The following is a 17,032-nucleotide window of genomic DNA, read 5'->3' on the forward strand; positions in this document are numbered from 1 at the left end:
GCCGGCTCACACGTTTCCTGGATTCCAAGGTGACTTGTTCTCAAAGAGAGAGGCGGGGGGACGGATGCCCTCACGCAGCTCCGGAGCGGGCACGGGTGGCAGTGCCATGAGCCGCAGCGGGAGCACGCCCGCCCAGCAGTCCAGCGGCAGATCCTCCTCGTCGTCACGGGGCGGTCCGGTGCGGATCTTCGCCGAGGCCTCCTCCAGGGGGAGCCGGAGCACGGACGTCGCCTTCAGCTCCTGGGCATTGGGCGCGCGAACCTCGGCCCAGCGGCCGCGCAGTGCGTGGTCCGTGATGGCCTCCAGCGCTCGGAGCTTCTCCCCCTCGTCCGTCACCAGCACGGCCGTGCCCAGCGCCACCACCGAGCGGTAGTTCGCGCTGTGGTGGAACGCGGAGCGCGCCAGGACGAGCCCGTCCAGCAGCGTCACCGTGAGGCACACCGGCACTCCCTGGGCGAGCTGCCGGGCGAGCCGGCTCACCGAGGCGCCGTGGAGGTACAGGTTCCGTCCGATGCGTCCGTACACCATGGGAAGGACGTAGGGCTGGCCCTCCACCGTCACTCCCACGTGTGCCACCAGCCCCTCATCGAGGATGGCGTGGATGACGGGCTCCTCGTACGAGGCGCGTTGCGGGAGGCGGCGGACGGTGCCGCGTTCACTGGGAGGGGGCGTGGCCGGTGTGTTCATGCGTCTCTTCATCGCTCCGGACTGGTCCATTCAACAGGCCCAGTTCCGACAAATCGGATGGACCAGTTCCCTGGTCCGAGGCATGCTCTCCGCCATGAAGGGCTGGGATCTGACGCTCGACCTCCGTACTCCCTCACCCACGCCTCTCTTCGTGCGCATCGCCCGCGCCCTGGAGGAGGACATCCGTCGCGGCCGGCTCCCGCCCGGTGCTCCACTGCCGGGGAGCCGCACCCTGGCGGAGTCCCTGGGCGTGCACCGCAATACGGTGCTCGCTGCCTACCGGGAACTGGAGACGCAGGGGTGGATCACCACCTCGGCGGCGCGGGCCACCTACGTCTCTCCCTCGCTCCCGGACGTGCCCGCCCGTCCCTCCGCCGGAGCCCCTCGCGCGTCCATGCCTTCGCAGGTGGGCTTCCCACTCCCGGTCGTGCCCCTGCGCCGCGAGCGCCCTGAGCCTCCTCGCGGTGTGCTCAGCCTTGCGAGCGCCGTCCCCGATGTCCGGCTCCTGCCCGCCCCCATCCTGGCGCGTGCCTACCGCCGGGCCTTGAAGCTGAGTGGCAGACGCCTGCTCGACTACGGCGAGCCGAGTGGCCACCCACGGCTCCGCGCCGCGCTCGCCGGGATGCTCTCCTCCCTACGAGGGCTCGCCGTTCGCGCGGACGATGTGATGGTCACCCGGGGCAGCCAGGGCGCGCTGGATCTGGTGGCGCGCACCCTGCTGAAGCCCGGGGACACCGTGGCGGTGGAGGCGATCGGCTACCGTCCCGCCTGGCACGCGCTCCAGCTCGCCGGAGCCCACCTCGTGCCCATCGAGGTGGACGGCGAGGGCCTGCGGGTGGACGCGCTCGAGGCGCTCTCCCGGCGCACGTCGGTGCGCGCGGTGTACCTCACTCCCCACCACCATTACCCCACCACCGTGACGCTCTCACCAGCGCGCAGGCTCGCGCTGCTGGCGTGGGCGCGGAAGCACCGCGTGGCCCTCATCGAAGACGACTACGATCACGAGTTCCACTACGAGGGCCGCCCCATCCTGCCGCTGGCGAGCGCGGATCGGGACGGGCTGGTGCTGTACGTGGGCACGTTGTCCAAGGTGCTGGCGCCGGCGCTGCGTCTGGGTTTCCTCGTCGCGCCGCGCCCCTTCCTGGAGCACGCCCTCGGGGTGCGCGAAGCCATGGACAGGCAAGGGGACACCGCCCTGGAGGCCGCCGTGGCCGAGCTGTTGGAGGAGGGCGAGGTGCAGCGCCATGTCCGCAAGATGCGTGGCGTCTATCACGCCCGGCGCGATGCCCTGGTCCGAGCGCTGGAGCGGGAGCTGGCGGGCTCGCTCACCTTCACTCCTCCCGCGGGAGGCATGGCCGTGTGGGCGCACTGTGCACCGGGCGTGGACGCTGGCGCGTGGGTTCGCGCGGGGCTGGAGGCGGGCGTGGCCTTCACCTCGGGAGGCGACTACAGCTTCGATGGCCGCCCCGTACCCGCAGTGAGGCTGGCCTTCGCCGCCTCGAAGGAATCCGAGCTGACCGAGGCCGTGCGCCGCATGGCGCGTGCTCTCTCCGCCACACCCCGGGTGAAGCGCGTCCGAGCGTAAAGTTGCGGTTGATTTGAAGGCGACGAAAAGCCCACGCCTCCGTGAGTCGATCCTCTATGGTCCGCGCGCCTTACCCTTACCCCTCAAAGGAGAACACGATGAAGCGCATTCTCTTCGTTGCTGCCGCCGCGATCGCCCTGGGCATGAGCTTTACCTCCGCCCCCGTGCAGGCCGGGGACTGCCAGCCGACCTGCTACAAGCACCCGATCACCGGCGAGCTGATCTGCTCCTATCCCTGCCCGTAACGGATTCGGAGCGCTGCCCACGTGGCACGAGGGCCTCATCCGGGTTTCCCGGGTGGGGCCCTTGGCGTTCATGGGGTAGGCTGCGAGCCCATGCGCGCGGTGGTGATGCAGCACGAGGAACACGAGGGACCGGGGCTGCTCGGACCAGCCCTGGAGGCAGCGGGCTTCACGTTGGTGAAGCGCTTCCGCGGCGTGAAGCGCGAGGACGTGGACGCGGAGCTGGTGGTGGTGCTGGGTGGCCCCATGGGCGTCTACGAGGCGGATCGCCATCCCTTTCTCGGCGAGGAGCTGGCGCTGCTGACCGAACGGCTCGCGCTCGAGCGGCCGGTGCTGGGCGTCTGCCTGGGCGCGCAGCTCCTGGCGGCCGCGGCCGGCTCGGAGGTCTTCGTCGGAAAGAACGGTCTCGAGGTGGGCGTGTCCCCCGTTCGCTGGACGAAGGAGGGCCTGGCCGATCCCGTCATCGGCGGCGTGCGCCCGAAGAGTGTCGTGGCGCACTGGCACCAGGACACCTTCAAGCCCGTGGCGGGGGCGACGCTCCTGGCCTCGACGGATCGCTACACGCAGCAGGCCTTCCGGCTCGGCGACTCGTACGGGTTCCAGTTCCACCTGGAGCTCACCGCGGACGAGCTCGAGCGCTGGTTCACCGACGGCGCCGAGGAGCTGGTCGAGCTGTACGAGAAGAACCTCGACGAGCTGCGCTCCCAGTTGCCCAAGCTGCGCTCGGCCGAGCAGGAGAACCGGGAGCTGCTCGAACGGCTCGCCCACCACTTCGCCCGGGTAGCTCGCGCCTCCAGGTGACGGCGAGGCCCACGTCCGGGCCTCGGGCGTGCGGTGTCTACTCCACCCCGATCTTCGGGCAGATGTCGTTCAGGGGGCAGGCGTCGCACTTGGGCTTGCGGGCCGTGCAGGTGTAGCGGCCGTGCAGCACGACCGCAGGCCCGAAGAAGGTCCACTCGTCCTGGGGGACGAGCTTCATCAAGTCCTTCTCGATCTCCTCGGGCTTCTCCTTCTTGGAGAGGCCCAGGCGCTGGCTGACCCGGGCCACGTGGGTGTCCACGATGATGCCCGAGGGGAGGTTGAAGGCGGTGTTGAGCACGACATTCGCCGTCTTGCGGGCCACGCCGGGCAGGGTGATCAACTCGTCGATCGTCTTGGGGACCTCGCCGCCGAACTTCGCGAGCAGCTCGCGGCTCATGGCCTGCACCGACTTCGTCTTCTGCTTGAAGAAGCCCGTGGGCTTGAGGTCCTCCTCGAGCCCGGCGGTGTCGGCGTCGGCGAAGGCGCGGGGGCCCTGGTACTTCTGGAAGAGCGTCGCGGTCACCCGGTTGACGCGCTCGTCCGTGCACTGCGCGGCCAGGATGGTGGCGACGAGCAGCTCGAAGGGCGTCGTCCAGTTGAGCTCGTAGCGGGCATCCGGATGGGCCTCGTGCAGGCGGGACAGGGTGGTCTTGGTGGTCTGGGCGGCGGTCATGGTGAGGGTCTGGAAGGCGAAGGCTGTGGGTCCGAGTGTACCGGGCGAGGCTGACAACGAAAGAGGTTCTCCTTCACTCCGAAGTCTTTGGCTCGCAAGGGTGGCGCGGCAGGCGCACGGTAAAGGTAGTGCCCTCCTCCGGGGTGGAGCGTACGTGGATGGTGCCGCCATGGCCGAGGACGATCTGCCGGGTGATGAAGAGGCCCAGGCCGAGGCTGCCCTGGCGCGCTTCGGCTCCGGGCCCCCGCCGGTAGGGCTCGAAGAGGTTCGCCATCACTTCGGGGGGAATGGGGCGTCCCTCGTTGTGCACCTCGAGCAGGACGCCCGAGTCCTCGCTCCGGGTGGACACCCGCACGGGCGCGTTCGCGCAGCCGTGTTGGAGCGCGTTGCCCACCAGGTTGGTGACGACCTGGGCCAGCCGGTCCCCATCCCACTCGCCCCAGCCGTCTCCGCTGGCCTGGAACAGGATGTGCCGCTCGGGCCAGGCGAGCCGTATCTCATTGAGCACCCGCTGGACATGCTCATTCAGATCCAGGCGCTCGCGGTGGACGGGGATGCCCCGTCTGCTGGCCTGATTGAAGTCGAGCAGGTCATGGATCATCCGGCTGGCCCGCTGTGCCGCGGCGTGGATGCGGCTGGCTGTTTTCAGGGTGAGCTCGTCCGAGTCCTCGCTCTTGCTCAGGACGGTGGCGGCCAGGGCGATGGCGTTGAGGGGGGTGCGCAGGTCATGGCTGACGATGGCCACCACGTCCTCGCGGACCCGGATGGCGTCCTGGGCTTCCTGGTAGAGACGCGCGTTGTCGAGCGCCATGGCCGCGCGATCGGCCACGCCCCGGGCCATCTCCAGGTCCGTCGAGGTGCAGGTGGGGCGCGACTGGTTCCAGCCGAAGGAGATGACGCCGAGCTTGCGGCCCCGGGCCACCAGGGGGGCGAGGACCGCGGACTTCAGGCCGAGCGTCTCCAGGAGCGCGCGGTGCTCGGCGTCGCGGGCGACGGCATCCAGCCATGCGGGGGTGACGTCCGGCTCTGGCTGGGGCATTCCACTGTCCAGGGCCTGGCGCAGCAGACCGGCGTTTTCCACGACCAGGGGGGCGGTCATCGTGCGGTGGATGAGCGCCTGCCGCTCCGGATCCCGGGCCGCCAGCTCCAGCCGGTGGAGCCGCCCGTCCTCTCCCAGCAGGTCCACCATGCAGTAGTCCGCCAGGTGGGAGACCACGAGGGAGGCGAGGCTCTTCAGGGTGGTGGGGACGTCGAGTGATTGGGAGAGCAGCGTCCCCACACCTTCCACCAGCAGGCGGAAGCGCTCCTCCATGGCGCTCTCGGCGCGCTTGCGCTCCGTGATGTCCAGCACCGCGCTGGCCACGAGGATGACCTCGCCGGCCCGGTTGCGCACGGGGGATTGGTTGGTGAGCCAGTAGCGGAGCTCGCCGTTCGTCGTGCGGGTGACGCCCGACACCTCCTGGCCGAGGATCGGCTTCCCCGTTTCCAGGACCTGGCGGCGCATGGGCTCGAGCTGGGGCGCCAGTATGGGCGCGACCTCGCGGAGGGTGTGGCCCACGACCTGATCGATGGGGAGCTGAAGAGTGTCGGCCAGCATCTGGTTGATGCGCACGTAGCGCAGATCGCGGTCCATGAAGGCCAGGCCCACCGGGGCGGTGGTGAGCAGGGTGTCCAGCAGCGTCAGCGCCTCCTCTGTCTTCTGGCGCTCGCGCACCAGTTCCGTCACTTCCACCGCGTGGACGAAGACGCCGTCGACCTGCCCCTCCTGCCCCCGCATGGGCGCGTAGACGAAGTTGAAGAAGCACTCCACGGGCCCGCCCTCGTTCCGGTTCACCGACAGCCGCATCTCGTGGCCCACGGTGGGTTCGCCCGTGCGGTAGACGTTGTCGAGCAGCACGCGGTAGCCCTGCTCCTCGAGCTCTGGCAGCGCCTCGCGGATGGGCTTGCCCACCGCGTCCCGCTTCCCGATGACCTGGAAGAGGTAGGGATTGGCCTGGGTGAGGATGTGCTCGGGCCCCTGCAGCACGAAGATGAGCGCGGGGACCTCCTGGAAGAGCGAGACCATGCGCTCACGTTGGGCCTCGAGCTCGTGCAGCAGCCGGGAGCGTGCGAGCTCGGCCTCCTTGTGCACGGTGATGTCCGTGGAGATGCCGCCGATCGCCGCGGGATGGCTCTCGGCCCCCGGCAGGGGGAACTTGACGGTCAGGTAGGTGCGCGGCTCCGCGGAGATTCGCACCTCCTCCTCGAGGCTGCAGGTGTGGCCGGCCAGGACCTGGGCATCACTGGCACGGAACCCATCGGCCAGTGCGCTCGGGAAGAGGGCATGGTCGTCCTGGCCCAGCGTCTCCCCACGCGAACGCCCCACGAGCTCCTGGAAGTAGCGATTGGTGAAGAGAAGGCGCCCCTCGGCATCCTTGGCGTAGATGGCCGCGGGGGCGTGATCCAGCAGGGTCTGGAGCCTGGCTTCGTTCAGGCGCTGCGCCTCGTCGCGCTGGCGGGAGTACTCGTCCACCGCCTCGGCGATGCCGGTGACGATGAAGGAGACCAGGGTCCGGACGTCCGCCTGCGAGAGCGGGACGTTTGCCCCCGCCACCTCGTCGAGGATGCACTCGTGCAGCACGCCATACTCATGCACCAGCATCGGCAGATCGAAGCCGAGGCGGAAACGCTGCTCTCCATGCTTCCGGGCCTCGTTGCTCCAGTCGGGCACCGGGGCGGTTCCTCCGTCCCGGGCCCGGTGCAGCACCGTGGTCAGTTCCTGGAGGTAGTCATCGATGTGGTCCTTCAGCGCGAACCGGGCCCAGCGGCCGGGCTCCATGCCTGCATGCAACCGCTCGAGCCATTGGTGGGTGAGGTTCACCCGCCGGGACTCCAACATCTCTGCCAGGGACTCAGGTGGGCTCGCGGCCTGATGCGTCTCGAGGTTCACGGCGAATCCTCCCCCAGTGGCGGAACGCAATCGCACCACTCAGCAGAGACAACAGCCGTGGTGGAGAGGAGTCCCCACGTCGGTGCAGAGGCCCTCTCCGGTTGGCTCATGAGGGCCACGTCCATGGGGAGCGAGCGCTCCGCGTGCACCTGGCTGGGCTGGCATCCGGCCGGGCTGCTTCAGGTCACAGCACCTCGGTGCGCAGGTCCGGGAAGACCTTGCCTACCTTGCCGAGCAGGTAGTCGCCATAGGTGCCACGAAAGGCGTGGACGCTCTGGCCGTCCCACCGCTCGGCCTGGTCATCGTTGGCGATGCGCGGGAGTGCCGGAGCATCGAGCGGCCGGACCTCCGCGGTCCAACCCGGATCGAAGAAGAAGGGGAGGGACAGGCGGTCGCGCCCGGCTCGGTTCCGCACCCGGTGCGGCGTCGAGCGATACACGCCCCGGGTCATCCGGTCGAGCATGTCGCCGATATTGCACACGAACGAGCCCGGGATGGGTGGAGCCTCGACCCAGCGCACCTCGCCGCCCGCGCGCGACTTCACCTGGAGGCCGCCGGCGTCGTCCTGCTTGAGGATGGTGAGCACACCGTAGTCCGTGTGTTCGCCGACACCCCAGATGGGCTGTCCGTCCTCGGCGGTGTCCGGGCCTGGCGGGTAGTTGAAGATGCGGAAGAGCACGAGCGGATCGGCCATCTGGCGCGCGGCGAAGTGGTCCTCGTCGAGCTCGAGGCTGAGCGCGATGCCTCGCATGAGCGCATGTCCGAGCCGGGTCAGCGCGGCCATGTAGTCGAGGACGGCGTCGCGCAGGTCCGCCGGGTCGCTCGGGAACAGGTTGGGACCGTGAAGGGGCGTGCCGGCGCGGACGAGTGGATGGTTGGAGCCGAGCTCGGCGCCGAAGTAGAGCCCCTCCTTGCGATCGGGACGTCCGGAGGTCAGCTCGCCGCCCACGGGGAAGTAGCCGCGCCAGGCGCGCCCACCCCGAGCCATGCGGACGGCCATCTTCTGTTCGAGCGGGAGCGAGAAGAAGCGGCGGCTGAGTTCCTCGAGGCGGACCTGGAGTCCTTCGTCGACGCCGTGGCCGACGACGTAGAAGAAGCCGCTCTCCCGACAGGCGGCACCCATCCGCGAAGCGACGGCGCGGCGGGCAGCCAGGGACGATGAGGAATCGACCAGCGCGCGGACATCCAGGACGGGGACCTGGTCGAATCCATCGGCAGCGGGCTCGGCATTCATGGGGGAGGCTCCTCGGGTGGCCCGAAGGTTCAGCGGCGGGAGCTTAGGGGAATCAAACCCCGGCCGGGGAGCCTCTCGTGAGCATGGGGTTGCTCCGGTTCGCCAGGACGTGCGGACGCAGGAACGCCGCCACCCGGGCAATCAGCTCTGGCAATTGCTCGGGCAGTTCCGGGGCGCCGCGCTCCTTCCGGAAGCGCTCCCACCTGCGGCGGCTGCCGCGGCTGGTGCCGAACTGGCCCTCGAGCAGCCGATCCAGCTCCGACAGCGTCATGCCACGGCTCTCGAAAGCCAGCCGCAGTGCCCGCTGGAAGGCCGCATCCTCGCGCGGGGCATGGCGCGACAGCACGTCCACGTCCCAGAGATCCTTGGCTCGCCAGCGGCCCCGCCCACGCTCGAACAGCCCATGGACCTTCCAGGCGAGCATCGTCTCCGGCCGCACCGCGCGCACCTGGACCGGGCCGGACGCCGTGGGCACCTCGCACCAGCTGGCGGGTGGATCCAACGGATCGTTGCAGCCCACGTCGATCTGCAGCTCGGCCGTCACCCCCATGGCTCGAGCCGGCACGCGCAGGCGCACGCCCGGGTTGGCCGTCTCGGCCCAGATGAGCTCCTCGCTCGCGCTGGCCGCGTCGAACACCACGCCGTCACCCACCTCCGAGGCCAGTGCGGTGCGCAGTCCGGAGGCGATGAGCTCGGGCGCGAAAGGCTCTGTCCAGAGGAAGTCGAGATCATCCACCGGGCGGTGCACCGGCCCACTCCACTGACGCACCAGCAACCCGCCGCGCAGCACGACCGCCTCCCGCAGCGCGGGCGCGCCGGCCACCCGGCACAGCGCGCCCTCCAGGAATGGCAGCAGGGAATCAGTCGGCGTGTTCATGACGGCAGCCATCCGCGATCCAGACCGGCGTGGGTGTCCACCACCGCGTACTCCGATTTGACGCTCACCCAGTGGAAGTCCGCCGCCACCAACGCCTCCACCAGCGCCTGGCGCCGCTCCAACGCAGTGGAGAAGCCCACGCCGTAGTGACGCGTGGTGACGAAGTGCTCGTGGCTCCCGTCGGCGCGCACCCGGCGCGTGGTGGACGAGACGTGGGCACCATGCGGCACGCACGTGGCCACCAGCCGCTCCAGGCTGGCCTCCGCGGGGAGCACCACCTTCACATGGTGCTCGAAGTAGCGGCCCTCGGGCTGCAGCCGCGCCTCCTCATTGGTGGCGGGTGCGCAGGGGTTCTCTGGATGCGCCTCCACCTTCACCCGCAGCACCGGGAAACCAGCGGCCTCCAGCACGCCCGACAGCACCACGGCCTCCGCGCGCACGTCCTCCAGCGAGCCCGCGTAACGCGAGGACGTCATGGGTTGGCGGCGTGCCTCACCCCGAGCCAGCTCGATCACCGTGCAGCCGATCCCGCTCTCCGCGCAGAAGGCACGGAAGCGGGCGAGGGCGGCATCGTCCTCGGCGCGCACGGTGATGTGAAGCTCGAAAGCCGGGGCAGTCATGGTCGGTCTCCAGTCCTGGCAGACGACGCACCATCTTCCGGCGGGCTGACACCTTCAGGGGGGCGGGGCCGGGTCTCCGGCCCCGATACCATCGCGCTGACGGCTCACTCGATGAGCTTGGCCAGCTGACTCCAGTCGTACTGCTCGTAGGCCTTCACCGCCTGGGTCAGCGGATCCAACGGGTGCTGCTTGAAGTAGTTCTCGGTGGGCTTCGTGTGCGAGGCGGCCCCGATACGGATGGTGACCAACTGGATGGCGTCCGGCTTCTTGGCGTTGAAGTAGCCGGGATTCCAGGTGACGAGATACGTGGCGTTGGTGCCATCGCACGAGCCCACGCTCTCTCCCCGCTTCACGGGCACGCACGCGGGGCGATCCAGGTTGCCGCCCTGGGCGAGCTGGCGTTTGGCCGCCTCACCATCCGGCCCGCCCTCGCGGATCACCCGCTCCAGGTACTCCTTGGCGGTGAGCCGGCGCCAGAGCTGCCGGTCCTTGGCGGTGAGCAGCAGGATGGGGGTGGCGCTCCCCACCTGGTAGAGGGGGAACCCTTGGAGCGAGCCGACCTGGGGGGGCTCGTAGAGGATGGCATCCGGGTTCGAGGGATCGATCCGGAGCCGCTCCAGATCGTTCACCTTGATCTCGATCGTGTTGCCTTCACCCACGCCCTGGTAGCGCCCCGTCTTCTTGTCGACATGCGTCTCTTTGCTGTCCTTGAAGATGGGCTTGAGCAGCACCGTCGCCTCGGCCTTCGTCACCCGCAGATCGGGCTCGGGCACGAGCGAGAGGCCCGAGTGCACACTGACGCCTCGCGGATCCGCCAGCTGCGGCGTGTGTTGCAGTCCCTCCAGCACGCCCTGCAACTTGCGTTGCATCTCGGGCGCCTTCTTCCGGACCACCGGCGCGGTCGGGTAGGTGATGCCGGGCAGATCGTCGGGATCTCGCGCGGCGGCGGGCAGCGAGGTGGCCACGCACACGAGCGTGGTCCATGCGACGCGCCGGAAGAAGGCTGCACGTGTCGAACGCATGGGGTTCCTAGGGCACGGGGGACTGGATGATGTAGTAGATCGACTGGAAGTAGCGGTGCAGCGCGTTGATGAGCTGGGTGAGGAAGGGCCAGCCGATCAGCGTGAAGCCGAGGAAGCCGGCAGTCACCACGACGTATTCCACCATCGCCTGTCCCCGCTGGGCCTTCGCCTGGAGGCTATTTCTCAAGCTTCGCATTGGGATTGCACTCCTTCGTGCAGGTCTTTTCCTCGTCCAGACAGGCCTGGGTGCACTTCGCCACGCCAGAGCCCGCGTACTTCTTGCAGACGTCCTCACAGGCCTTCGCGTCCTTCTTGCACTGCTTCTCACAGTCCCCGGGGCGAGCCGCCGCCGGCAGAGCGAGGAGCAGGGTGGTGGCCAGCAGCGCCCAGCGTCCCAGCTTCCAGGAAGTCCTCGTCATTTCGTTTCCTCCGCGCTCCCTTCCCGGGGAGCGGACAGTCGCTCGGTGAGCGATATGTGGATCAGCACATCCGAGGCCGGCGCCTGGCGGCGCAGCATCACCATCCCGAACACGGTGCCGCGGTTGACTTCCAGCTCCGTGCCCACGTCGTCGGGAGCGTGCAGCTCGCGCACGCCCCAGCCCTTCTTCTCGAGCGCCTCGCGGAAGAACGTCTCCACCTCCGTGACGGTGCTCTCCGGCACGCGCGCGGACACCGTGTGCTGCGTGGCGCCCTCGAGCTGGAAGCTGAGGGCCGAGGCGTCCTCGGCATCCACGGGCAGGGGAATCCACTCCGGCACCTGGGGCTGACCGTCCAGCAGGGGCGCCATCCGTCCGGACGAGATGAAGACCAGCGTCTCCCCGCCCTGCGCGAGCGCCGACACCAGGTGCACCTCTTCACTGGCCGGGCTCCAGTAGCCCACGTAGCCCGCGTTGTCGTTGTAGCGCAGCCCCAGGGCCGGCAGCCCCGCGTCCAGCAGCGTGCCGGCGTAGTGCGAGAGCACCTGGTCCGGCGGATCCTGGGTGGTGAACCACGCCACGGCCATAGGGGCCTTGTCGCCCAGGTAGTCCGCCGCCAGCACCTCCGGCCGGCTCCCGTGAGGGTAGGGCGGGAAGTGTGACAGCGCCCGCTGCAGGACGGACTCCTCCCAGGGCGAGCGTGACGCGCGCGCGGGCTGGCTGAGCATGTCCTCCGGAGTTATCCGCTCCAGCGGATCCGCCGGCTCCTCGTACGTCAACCGCTCCCAGCTGAACCCGATCAGGCCACCGACGATCGCCATCGAGAACAGCAGTGCCACGGCGCGCACCGCTGGCCGCGGCTCACTCACTCAGCACCCCTCCGGGTTCTTGCAACCCATGTAGAACTCGCCCCGGTTGTTGTAGGTCGCGCGGTTGCGGTCCTTGTCCCAGTCCCGCCACTCGTTGTTGAAGTAGCTCTTGCTGCCGTCCGGCCCCTGGTCGATCGTCTGCGAGGGCGTGGTGTTGCCCTTGGGCTGCGGCTTGATGGAGATGTTGGGCCGGCGCGGATCATCCGGCTTGAGCATCATGGACTGCTCCTGGCTGCCGGGGAAGGGAAGCGCGAGCCCCGCGACCAGGTCCGGGCTGAGCAGTTGGTTGCTCATGGCGTTGGAGAAGAAGGTGGAGGCCGCCGCGTCCATCTGGTCGAACCCGATGTTCTGGCGGTTCTGGTAGATGTTGGCCACGCGATCGTACATCGCGTTGGAGCCCTTCTGGCCCGGAGCGATGTTCGCCTGCTCCGTCAGGGCCCAGGAGTCCGTGAGGACGGCCAGGTGCTGCTCCTTGATGAAGTAGGAGTCGCCCTCCCAGCCTCCCTTGCCGACCTTCGAGTTGTCGTGGACGTTGCCCTGCCAGCGCTTCTTGGTGAGGGTGTTCTCCTTGCCGGAGAACTCGGGGAGGAAGTTCTTGGGCAGCAGGTAGTTCTCCACGATCGCCTTGGCGCGGCACCTGTAGAGCCCACCGTTGGTGAACTGGTTGTAGTAGCCGTCGTAGATGCCGCCCCCGCCGACGTTGCCCGCCGACTTGTCCGGGCCCTCGCACGTCACCTGCTCGGCATTGTCGTTGATCCAGCACACGTGCGCCGACAGCGCCTTGTGGTGATCCGTGTCCTCGCAGTCCGAGTACTTGGAGACGCTGTTGCCGTTCTCGTCCGTGCCCGAGGTCATCGCGTCGTAGCGATCCTTGCCGGACTCGTGATCGCAGAACATCAGGCGGGCGTGGTGCTGCACCGCGCCCGGGTCGCCCTGAGAGCCGTAGTCCTGCACGGTGAGATCCCACACCGTGGAGATGGCGGCCTCCTGCACATCCAGCGAGTAGCGCAGCAGGTCATCCAGGAAGAGCGAGTAGAGGAAGACGGGGATGATGACCAGCATGCAGATGGCCATCTCCACGGAGGCGGCACCGCGGGGCGAGTGCCCGCGGCGGGGGAAGGAGCGCAGCTGTCTCATAGCGACAACCCCGTGGAAGAGCTGACGAGCTGGGCCGCATCCGTGTTGCTGGCGGCGGTGAGGACCTCGGCCGCCTGCTGCTGCGTGAAGGGATGGAGCTTGGCACGCCAGTAGGGACTGAAGAGGTTGGGGGCCTCACGCCAGCCGTTGTCGCCGAAGCGGTGGTAGTAGACGATCGCCTTGGAGAGCGCGGCGCCCTCGTCCGCGGCGAGGGTGAGGGAGGCGGACGTCTTGCCGTTCTGGAAGTTGAGGGTGGCGGAGCTGTTGAGCTGCCAGGGGGCCTTGGTCTTGCTCGCCCCCCGAAGCGTCTTGGTGACGTAGCTGAAGGAGCGAGGCTGGCCGTAGTCGCGGTCCTTGTCCTCGTTGGCGCGGAACTTCATGAAGCAGTTGCCGCCCAGGGTGCACGCGGTGAGCGCCTTGGCGTTGACGCCCTCGAACTTGTGGGAGCCGGAGTGGGCGCCGCCCGGGGTGTGCTTGCCGCTGCCGCTGTCGCTGGCCACGAGCGCCGAGTACTTCAGCGGGATGCCGGTGCCGTGCTTCCACTGGTTGTACATCATGCCCTGCTCCTCGGCGGCGATGGCCTTGCCCTCGGGGCCAGCGGACCCGCTATGCAGGCTTCCGGTGGACTGCACCGTCTTGGCCGTGCCCTTGTGGGTGAAGGGCACGGGGGAGTTGATGCCCTCGCCGGGGATGTCGCGGATCTCCTGGAGGAATTGGGGGTGCAGGTGCAGGGGGTAATCAATCCCGCCGGGCAGGCCCCGGTTGGCGGGCCAGGCGGGACGGCTGGCGTTGGCCACCTCGGTCATCACCTTGGAGCGGGCCTTCGGATCCGAGCTGGCCACGCTGCCGGTGCAGGGCATGCCGTCCACGGCGCAGTTGAACTCATTCATGTTCATGGCGCCCACCGCCGCCGTGACGGTGCTGGCCCCGGGCGCGTTGTAGGACGTCAGCTTCTCCAGTCCGTAGGAGCCTCCATTGCGTACCGCGTCCACCGTGCGCAGGTGCACCTGCGCCTGCGAGGCGTGCATGAAGTCCACCATCCGATCCAACCCCTGGATGGTCTGGTTGAAGCTGTTCTCCAGGTTCTTCACCCGCTTGTCGTACTTGTTGCCGGCCTTGCCGTACTTGCCGGCGATCTTCAGCGCCTGCAGGCCGTGGATGCAGTGCTTGAAGCAGCTCCAGCAGCCGCACTGGGCGAACTCCATGGCCATGATGATGTAGTAGTTCGTCTGCGACTTGCGCATCATCTCGCCGGTGACGCTGGCGGCCGCCATGTACGCGTGCATGCTGTTCATGGCCACGTAGGTGGCGGCGATCGCGCGGTTGCTGACGGCGTAGTAGTTGAGGGCGCGAGCCTCCACGACAGCCATGGAGTAGGCCATGGAGTCGCTGTGCTGCTGGAGGCTCACCTTCTCGCGCAGCGCGTGGCTGAGGTTGAAGCTGAGCGCCACCATGAGCGCCAGGACCAGGAAGGAGAGCGCGCCGAGCACCAGGGCCTGGCCACGCTGGCGCCGGGGAGACTTCCTCAGAAGGCGAAGAGGCATTTGTTGCTCGAGGGCAGTTTGTTCTTGGTCAGGTAGAGATTGGACTGCATCCGCATGGTGTAGGTGGCGCGGATGGGGAGGATGTAGAGGCGCCGGGACGCCGCCGCGGCGTAGGGATCCGAGCCGCTGCCGCCCCGGTCGAGCGACTTGAGCCCGCCCGAGGAGGCCTTCCCCATGCGCATCAACTCGGGCACTTCCTTGTTGCGCGCCGCCGCGTGGATGACCCAGTTGGCGAAGGGGATGGGCATCCGGTAGTTGAACGTCACCTGGATGCGCAGCTTGGTGCGCTGGCCCTTCTGCCAGTCGTCGTAGCCGCCGGTGGACCACTGCGGATCATCGAAGTCCACCTCCTTCATGCCGCCTTTGAACTCGCTGCTCAGGGGGCCGCAGACGGTCACCTTCGCGTACTTCAGGTTCGCATCCGGCATCTGGTTGCTCATCACCCCCGGCCACGTCCACTTCTTCGAGAAGTCCGAGGCGTTGTTGATGGACGCGATGTACTCGCCGCCGCCGCGATCCTGGCTCACCAGGGGCAGCATCACCGCGAGCGCCGCGCGCTCCATCTTCTGCACGTCCGCGTTGTTCAGCGAACCCGCTCGCACCGCCTTGTACGCGGCGTACTTCGTCAGCAGCCGCGCCTGGTGCATCAGCCCCAGTTGCAGGATTCCCAGGATCAGGAACACGAACAGGGGAAGGACGATGGCCGACTCGACCGCGGCTTGTCCGGACTCACACCTTGGGTGCGGATTTGCACTCTGCGCACACATAATCCGTGAATGTGGCGAATGTTTCGGTGCTCGGCCATACGTCAAGTGGACGGAGCCTCCCGGTGCGTCCGGGGCTTCAGGGGGCCTGCGCTACCCCCGCAACATCCATACGCTCCGTTACTTTATTAAAAGCTGAGGAAAATCACCAGCTGGTGCGCACCGGGCGGCCTTCCTCGTAGCCCGCCTGGCTCTGCACGCCCACCACGGCGTTGCGGTGGAAGTCCTCGAGCGTGCGCGCGCCGGCGTAGGTGCACGCGCTGCGGACGCCCGCGATGATGGTGTCGAGGATGTCCTCGACGCCCGGACGCTCTGGATCCAGGTACATGCGCGAGGTGCTGATGCCCTCCTCGAAGAGCTCCTTGCGGGCGCGCTCGAAGAGCGACTCGCCGCGCGTGCGGGCCTTGACGGCGCGCTGGGAGGCCATGCCGAAGTTCTCCTTGTAGAGCCGGCCGTCGCTGTCGCGCATGGCGTCCGCCGGGCTCTCGTAGGTGCCGGCGAACCAGGAGCCGATCATCACGTTGGCCGCGCCGGCCGCGAGCGCGAGCGCCACGTCGCGCGGGTGCCGGACTCCGCCATCGGCACAGGCCTGTCTGCCCAGCTTCCGGGCCTCCTCCGCGCAGTCCAGCACCGCGGAGAACTGCGGCCGGCCCACCCCGGTCATCATGCGCGTGGTGCACATGGCTCCGGGTCCCACGCCGACCTTCACCAGGTCCACGCCCGCCGAGATGAGATCCCGCGTTCCCTCCCGGGTGACGACGTTGCCCGCCATGATGGGCACGGTGGGGGAGAGGGCGCGGACGAGCTCCACCGTCTCGAGCATCTTGCGCTGGTGGCCGTGCGCCGCGTCGATGACGAGCAGATCCGTCCCCGCGCGCAGCAGGGCCTCGGCCTTGCCCTTCACGTCGCCGTTGATGCCAATGGCCGTGCCGATCAGCAGTTGGCCCCGGGCGTCGAGCGCCGGCTTGTAGAGCGTCGAGCGCAGCGCTCCCTTGCGCGTCACCACGCCCACGAGCCTCCGGTCGCGCACCACCGGCGCGCAGGACAGCCGCTTGCTGGCCAGGCGCTCGTAGATGGACTCGAGCGGTGTGCCCTCTTCGAAGGTGACGAGCTCGGTGGACATCACCCGCTGCAGTTGGGTGAAGCGATCGAAGCCGGCGGCATCGTTCTCGGTGAAGATGCCAACGGGCTCCTCGCGCTCGTTGACGACGATGACGGCGCCGTGGGCGCGCTTGTGGATGAGGTTGAGCGCCTCCTGGATGGTGTCGCCGGGCCGCAGCGTGATGGGCGTCTCGTAGATGGGGTGGCGCGACTTCACGTAGGTGATGTTGCTCGCGACGATGTCGAGCGGGATGTCCTGGGGCAGCACGGCGATGGCTCCGCGGCGCGCCACCGTCTCGGCCATGCGCTTGCCCGAGACGGCCGTCATGTTGGACACCACGATGGGGATGGTGGTGCCCAGGTGATCGGCCGGGGTCAGGTCCACCTCGAGCCGCGAGCCGACCTCCGAGCGGCCGGGCACCATGAAGACGTCGCTGTACGTCAGATCGTGGGGAGGCTTCTGATCATCGATGAACCGCATCACACCCTCCAGGAGGGGCCTACCCTAACGCTTTCGAGTGGGCCCCGCTC

General features: G+C 68.5%; 17 protein-coding genes. 3 read left to right on the forward strand and 14 right to left on the reverse strand.

From position 1 onward, the window contains the following. Window positions 1-6: 6 nt before the first annotated feature. Window positions 7-687 carry a pyridoxamine 5'-phosphate oxidase family protein gene (locus DAT35_RS03785; protein WP_108065470.1) on the reverse strand — a complete coding sequence of 227 codons (681 nt, stop codon included), beginning with the start codon at window positions 685-687 and terminating at the stop codon, window positions 7-9. Here DAT35_RS03785 and DAT35_RS03790 point away from each other — a divergent pair. The 3 genes from DAT35_RS03790 to DAT35_RS03795 all read left to right on the forward strand — a co-directional run bounded on the left by DAT35_RS03790 (window position 686) and on the right by DAT35_RS03795 (window position 3,315). Continuing rightward, window positions 686-2,272: a PLP-dependent aminotransferase family protein gene (locus DAT35_RS03790; RefSeq protein ID WP_369945040.1), complete on the forward strand. Its 1,587-nt coding sequence runs from the start codon at window positions 686-688 to the stop codon at window positions 2,270-2,272. The genes DAT35_RS03785 and DAT35_RS03790 overlap by 2 nt on opposite strands. Window positions 2,273-2,370: 98 nt before the next feature. After that, window positions 2,371-2,517, forward strand: a complete 147-nt coding sequence (locus DAT35_RS59795; RefSeq protein WP_199242789.1) for a hypothetical protein — start codon at window positions 2,371-2,373, stop codon at window positions 2,515-2,517. 90 nt (window positions 2,518-2,607) lie between these two features. Beyond that, a complete protein-coding gene (locus DAT35_RS03795; protein WP_108065471.1) occupies window positions 2,608-3,315 on the forward strand; it encodes a gamma-glutamyl-gamma-aminobutyrate hydrolase family protein in 708 nt (235 codons plus the stop codon). Window positions 3,316-3,352: 37 nt separating this feature from the next. Here DAT35_RS03795 and nth read toward each other — a convergent pair whose 3' ends face one another. From nth to DAT35_RS03860, 13 genes are all read right to left on the reverse strand, one after another. Beyond that, complete coding sequence (gene nth / locus DAT35_RS03800; protein WP_108065644.1) at window positions 3,353-3,988, reverse strand: endonuclease III; 636 nt, start codon at window positions 3,986-3,988, stop codon at window positions 3,353-3,355. Between the two features lie 73 nt (window positions 3,989-4,061). Further along, a complete protein-coding gene (locus tag DAT35_RS03805) occupies window positions 4,062-6,917 on the reverse strand; it encodes a PAS domain-containing protein (protein WP_108065472.1) in 2,856 nt (951 codons plus the stop codon). A gap of 184 nt (window positions 6,918-7,101) precedes the next feature. Continuing rightward, a complete protein-coding gene (locus tag DAT35_RS03810) occupies window positions 7,102-8,151 on the reverse strand; it encodes an isopenicillin N synthase family oxygenase (protein WP_108065473.1) in 1,050 nt (349 codons plus the stop codon). Window positions 8,152-8,203: 52 nt separating this feature from the next. Further along, complete coding sequence (locus DAT35_RS03815) at window positions 8,204-9,028, reverse strand: nucleotidyl transferase AbiEii/AbiGii toxin family protein (RefSeq protein ID WP_158501537.1); 825 nt, start codon at window positions 9,026-9,028, stop codon at window positions 8,204-8,206. Continuing rightward, complete coding sequence (locus DAT35_RS03820; RefSeq protein ID WP_108065475.1) at window positions 9,025-9,648, reverse strand: hypothetical protein; 624 nt, start codon at window positions 9,646-9,648, stop codon at window positions 9,025-9,027. Before DAT35_RS03820 ends, DAT35_RS03815 begins: the two co-directional genes overlap by 4 nt. Before the next feature lie 104 nt (window positions 9,649-9,752). Then, complete coding sequence (locus tag DAT35_RS03825; protein WP_108065476.1) at window positions 9,753-10,670, reverse strand: hypothetical protein; 918 nt, start codon at window positions 10,668-10,670, stop codon at window positions 9,753-9,755. A gap of 7 nt (window positions 10,671-10,677) precedes the next feature. After that, entirely contained in the window at window positions 10,678-10,866 is a 189-nt protein-coding gene (locus DAT35_RS03830) for a hypothetical protein (RefSeq protein ID WP_233261280.1), read from the reverse strand. Continuing rightward, window positions 10,847-11,089 (reverse strand): hypothetical protein, encoded by a 243-nt coding sequence (locus DAT35_RS03835; RefSeq protein WP_108065478.1) that lies wholly within the window; start codon window positions 11,087-11,089, stop codon window positions 10,847-10,849. Before DAT35_RS03835 ends, DAT35_RS03830 begins: the two co-directional genes overlap by 20 nt. Next, the gene (locus tag DAT35_RS03840) at window positions 11,086-11,814 is read right to left on the reverse strand and encodes a hypothetical protein (RefSeq protein WP_233261281.1); all 729 of its coding nucleotides are present in this window, start codon (window positions 11,812-11,814) and stop codon (window positions 11,086-11,088) included. The genes DAT35_RS03835 and DAT35_RS03840 overlap by 4 nt, the downstream gene beginning before the upstream one ends. A 141-nt stretch (window positions 11,815-11,955) precedes the next feature. After that, window positions 11,956-13,092 (reverse strand): hypothetical protein, encoded by a 1,137-nt coding sequence (locus DAT35_RS03845; RefSeq protein ID WP_108065479.1) that lies wholly within the window; start codon window positions 13,090-13,092, stop codon window positions 11,956-11,958. Next, window positions 13,089-14,636: a TadE/TadG family type IV pilus assembly protein gene (locus DAT35_RS03850; protein ID WP_108065480.1), complete on the reverse strand. Its 1,548-nt coding sequence runs from the start codon at window positions 14,634-14,636 to the stop codon at window positions 13,089-13,091. The genes DAT35_RS03845 and DAT35_RS03850 overlap by 4 nt, the downstream gene beginning before the upstream one ends. After that, window positions 14,618-15,403, reverse strand: a complete 786-nt coding sequence (locus DAT35_RS03855) for a TadE/TadG family type IV pilus assembly protein (protein WP_108065481.1) — start codon at window positions 15,401-15,403, stop codon at window positions 14,618-14,620. Before DAT35_RS03855 ends, DAT35_RS03850 begins: the two co-directional genes overlap by 19 nt. Before the next feature lie 142 nt (window positions 15,404-15,545). Then, a complete protein-coding gene (locus tag DAT35_RS03860) occupies window positions 15,546-16,982 on the reverse strand; it encodes a GuaB1 family IMP dehydrogenase-related protein (protein WP_108065482.1) in 1,437 nt (478 codons plus the stop codon). Window positions 16,983-17,032: the final 50 nt, after the last annotated feature.

Origin of the sequence: Vitiosangium sp. GDMCC 1.1324 (assembly GCF_003044305.1) — a bacterium.
Taxonomy (GTDB): Bacteria; Myxococcota; Myxococcia; order Myxococcales; family Myxococcaceae; genus Archangium.

Coding starts and splice junctions, on each gene's coding strand:
- DAT35_RS03790 (WP_369945040.1), top strand. CDS start 686: ATGCGTCTCTTCATCGCTCCGGACTGGTCCATTCAACAGGCCCAGTTC.
- DAT35_RS03785 (WP_108065470.1), bottom strand. CDS start 687: ATGAACACACCGGCCACGCCCCCTCCCAGTGAACGCGGCACCGTCCGC.
- DAT35_RS59795 (WP_199242789.1), top strand. CDS start 2,371: ATGAAGCGCATTCTCTTCGTTGCTGCCGCCGCGATCGCCCTGGGCATG.
- DAT35_RS03795 (WP_108065471.1), top strand. CDS start 2,608: ATGCGCGCGGTGGTGATGCAGCACGAGGAACACGAGGGACCGGGGCTG.
- nth (WP_108065644.1), bottom strand. CDS start 3,988: ATGACCGCCGCCCAGACCACCAAGACCACCCTGTCCCGCCTGCACGAG.
- DAT35_RS03810 (WP_108065473.1), bottom strand. CDS start 8,151: ATGAATGCCGAGCCCGCTGCCGATGGATTCGACCAGGTCCCCGTCCTG.
- DAT35_RS03815 (WP_158501537.1), bottom strand. CDS start 9,028: ATGAACACGCCGACTGATTCCCTGCTGCCATTCCTGGAGGGCGCGCTG.
- DAT35_RS03820 (WP_108065475.1), bottom strand. CDS start 9,648: ATGACTGCCCCGGCTTTCGAGCTTCACATCACCGTGCGCGCCGAGGAC.
- DAT35_RS03825 (WP_108065476.1), bottom strand. CDS start 10,670: ATGCGTTCGACACGTGCAGCCTTCTTCCGGCGCGTCGCATGGACCACG.
- DAT35_RS03830 (WP_233261280.1), bottom strand. CDS start 10,866: ATGCGAAGCTTGAGAAATAGCCTCCAGGCGAAGGCCCAGCGGGGACAG.
- DAT35_RS03835 (WP_108065478.1), bottom strand. CDS start 11,089: ATGACGAGGACTTCCTGGAAGCTGGGACGCTGGGCGCTGCTGGCCACC.
- DAT35_RS03840 (WP_233261281.1), bottom strand. CDS start 11,814: ATGCTCAGCCAGCCCGCGCGCGCGTCACGCTCGCCCTGGGAGGAGTCC.
- DAT35_RS03845 (WP_108065479.1), bottom strand. CDS start 13,092: ATGAGACAGCTGCGCTCCTTCCCCCGCCGCGGGCACTCGCCCCGCGGT.
- DAT35_RS03850 (WP_108065480.1), bottom strand. CDS start 14,636: ATGCCTCTTCGCCTTCTGAGGAAGTCTCCCCGGCGCCAGCGTGGCCAG.
- DAT35_RS03855 (WP_108065481.1), bottom strand. CDS start 15,403: ATGTGTGCGCAGAGTGCAAATCCGCACCCAAGGTGTGAGTCCGGACAA.
- DAT35_RS03860 (WP_108065482.1), bottom strand. CDS start 16,982: ATGCGGTTCATCGATGATCAGAAGCCTCCCCACGATCTGACGTACAGC.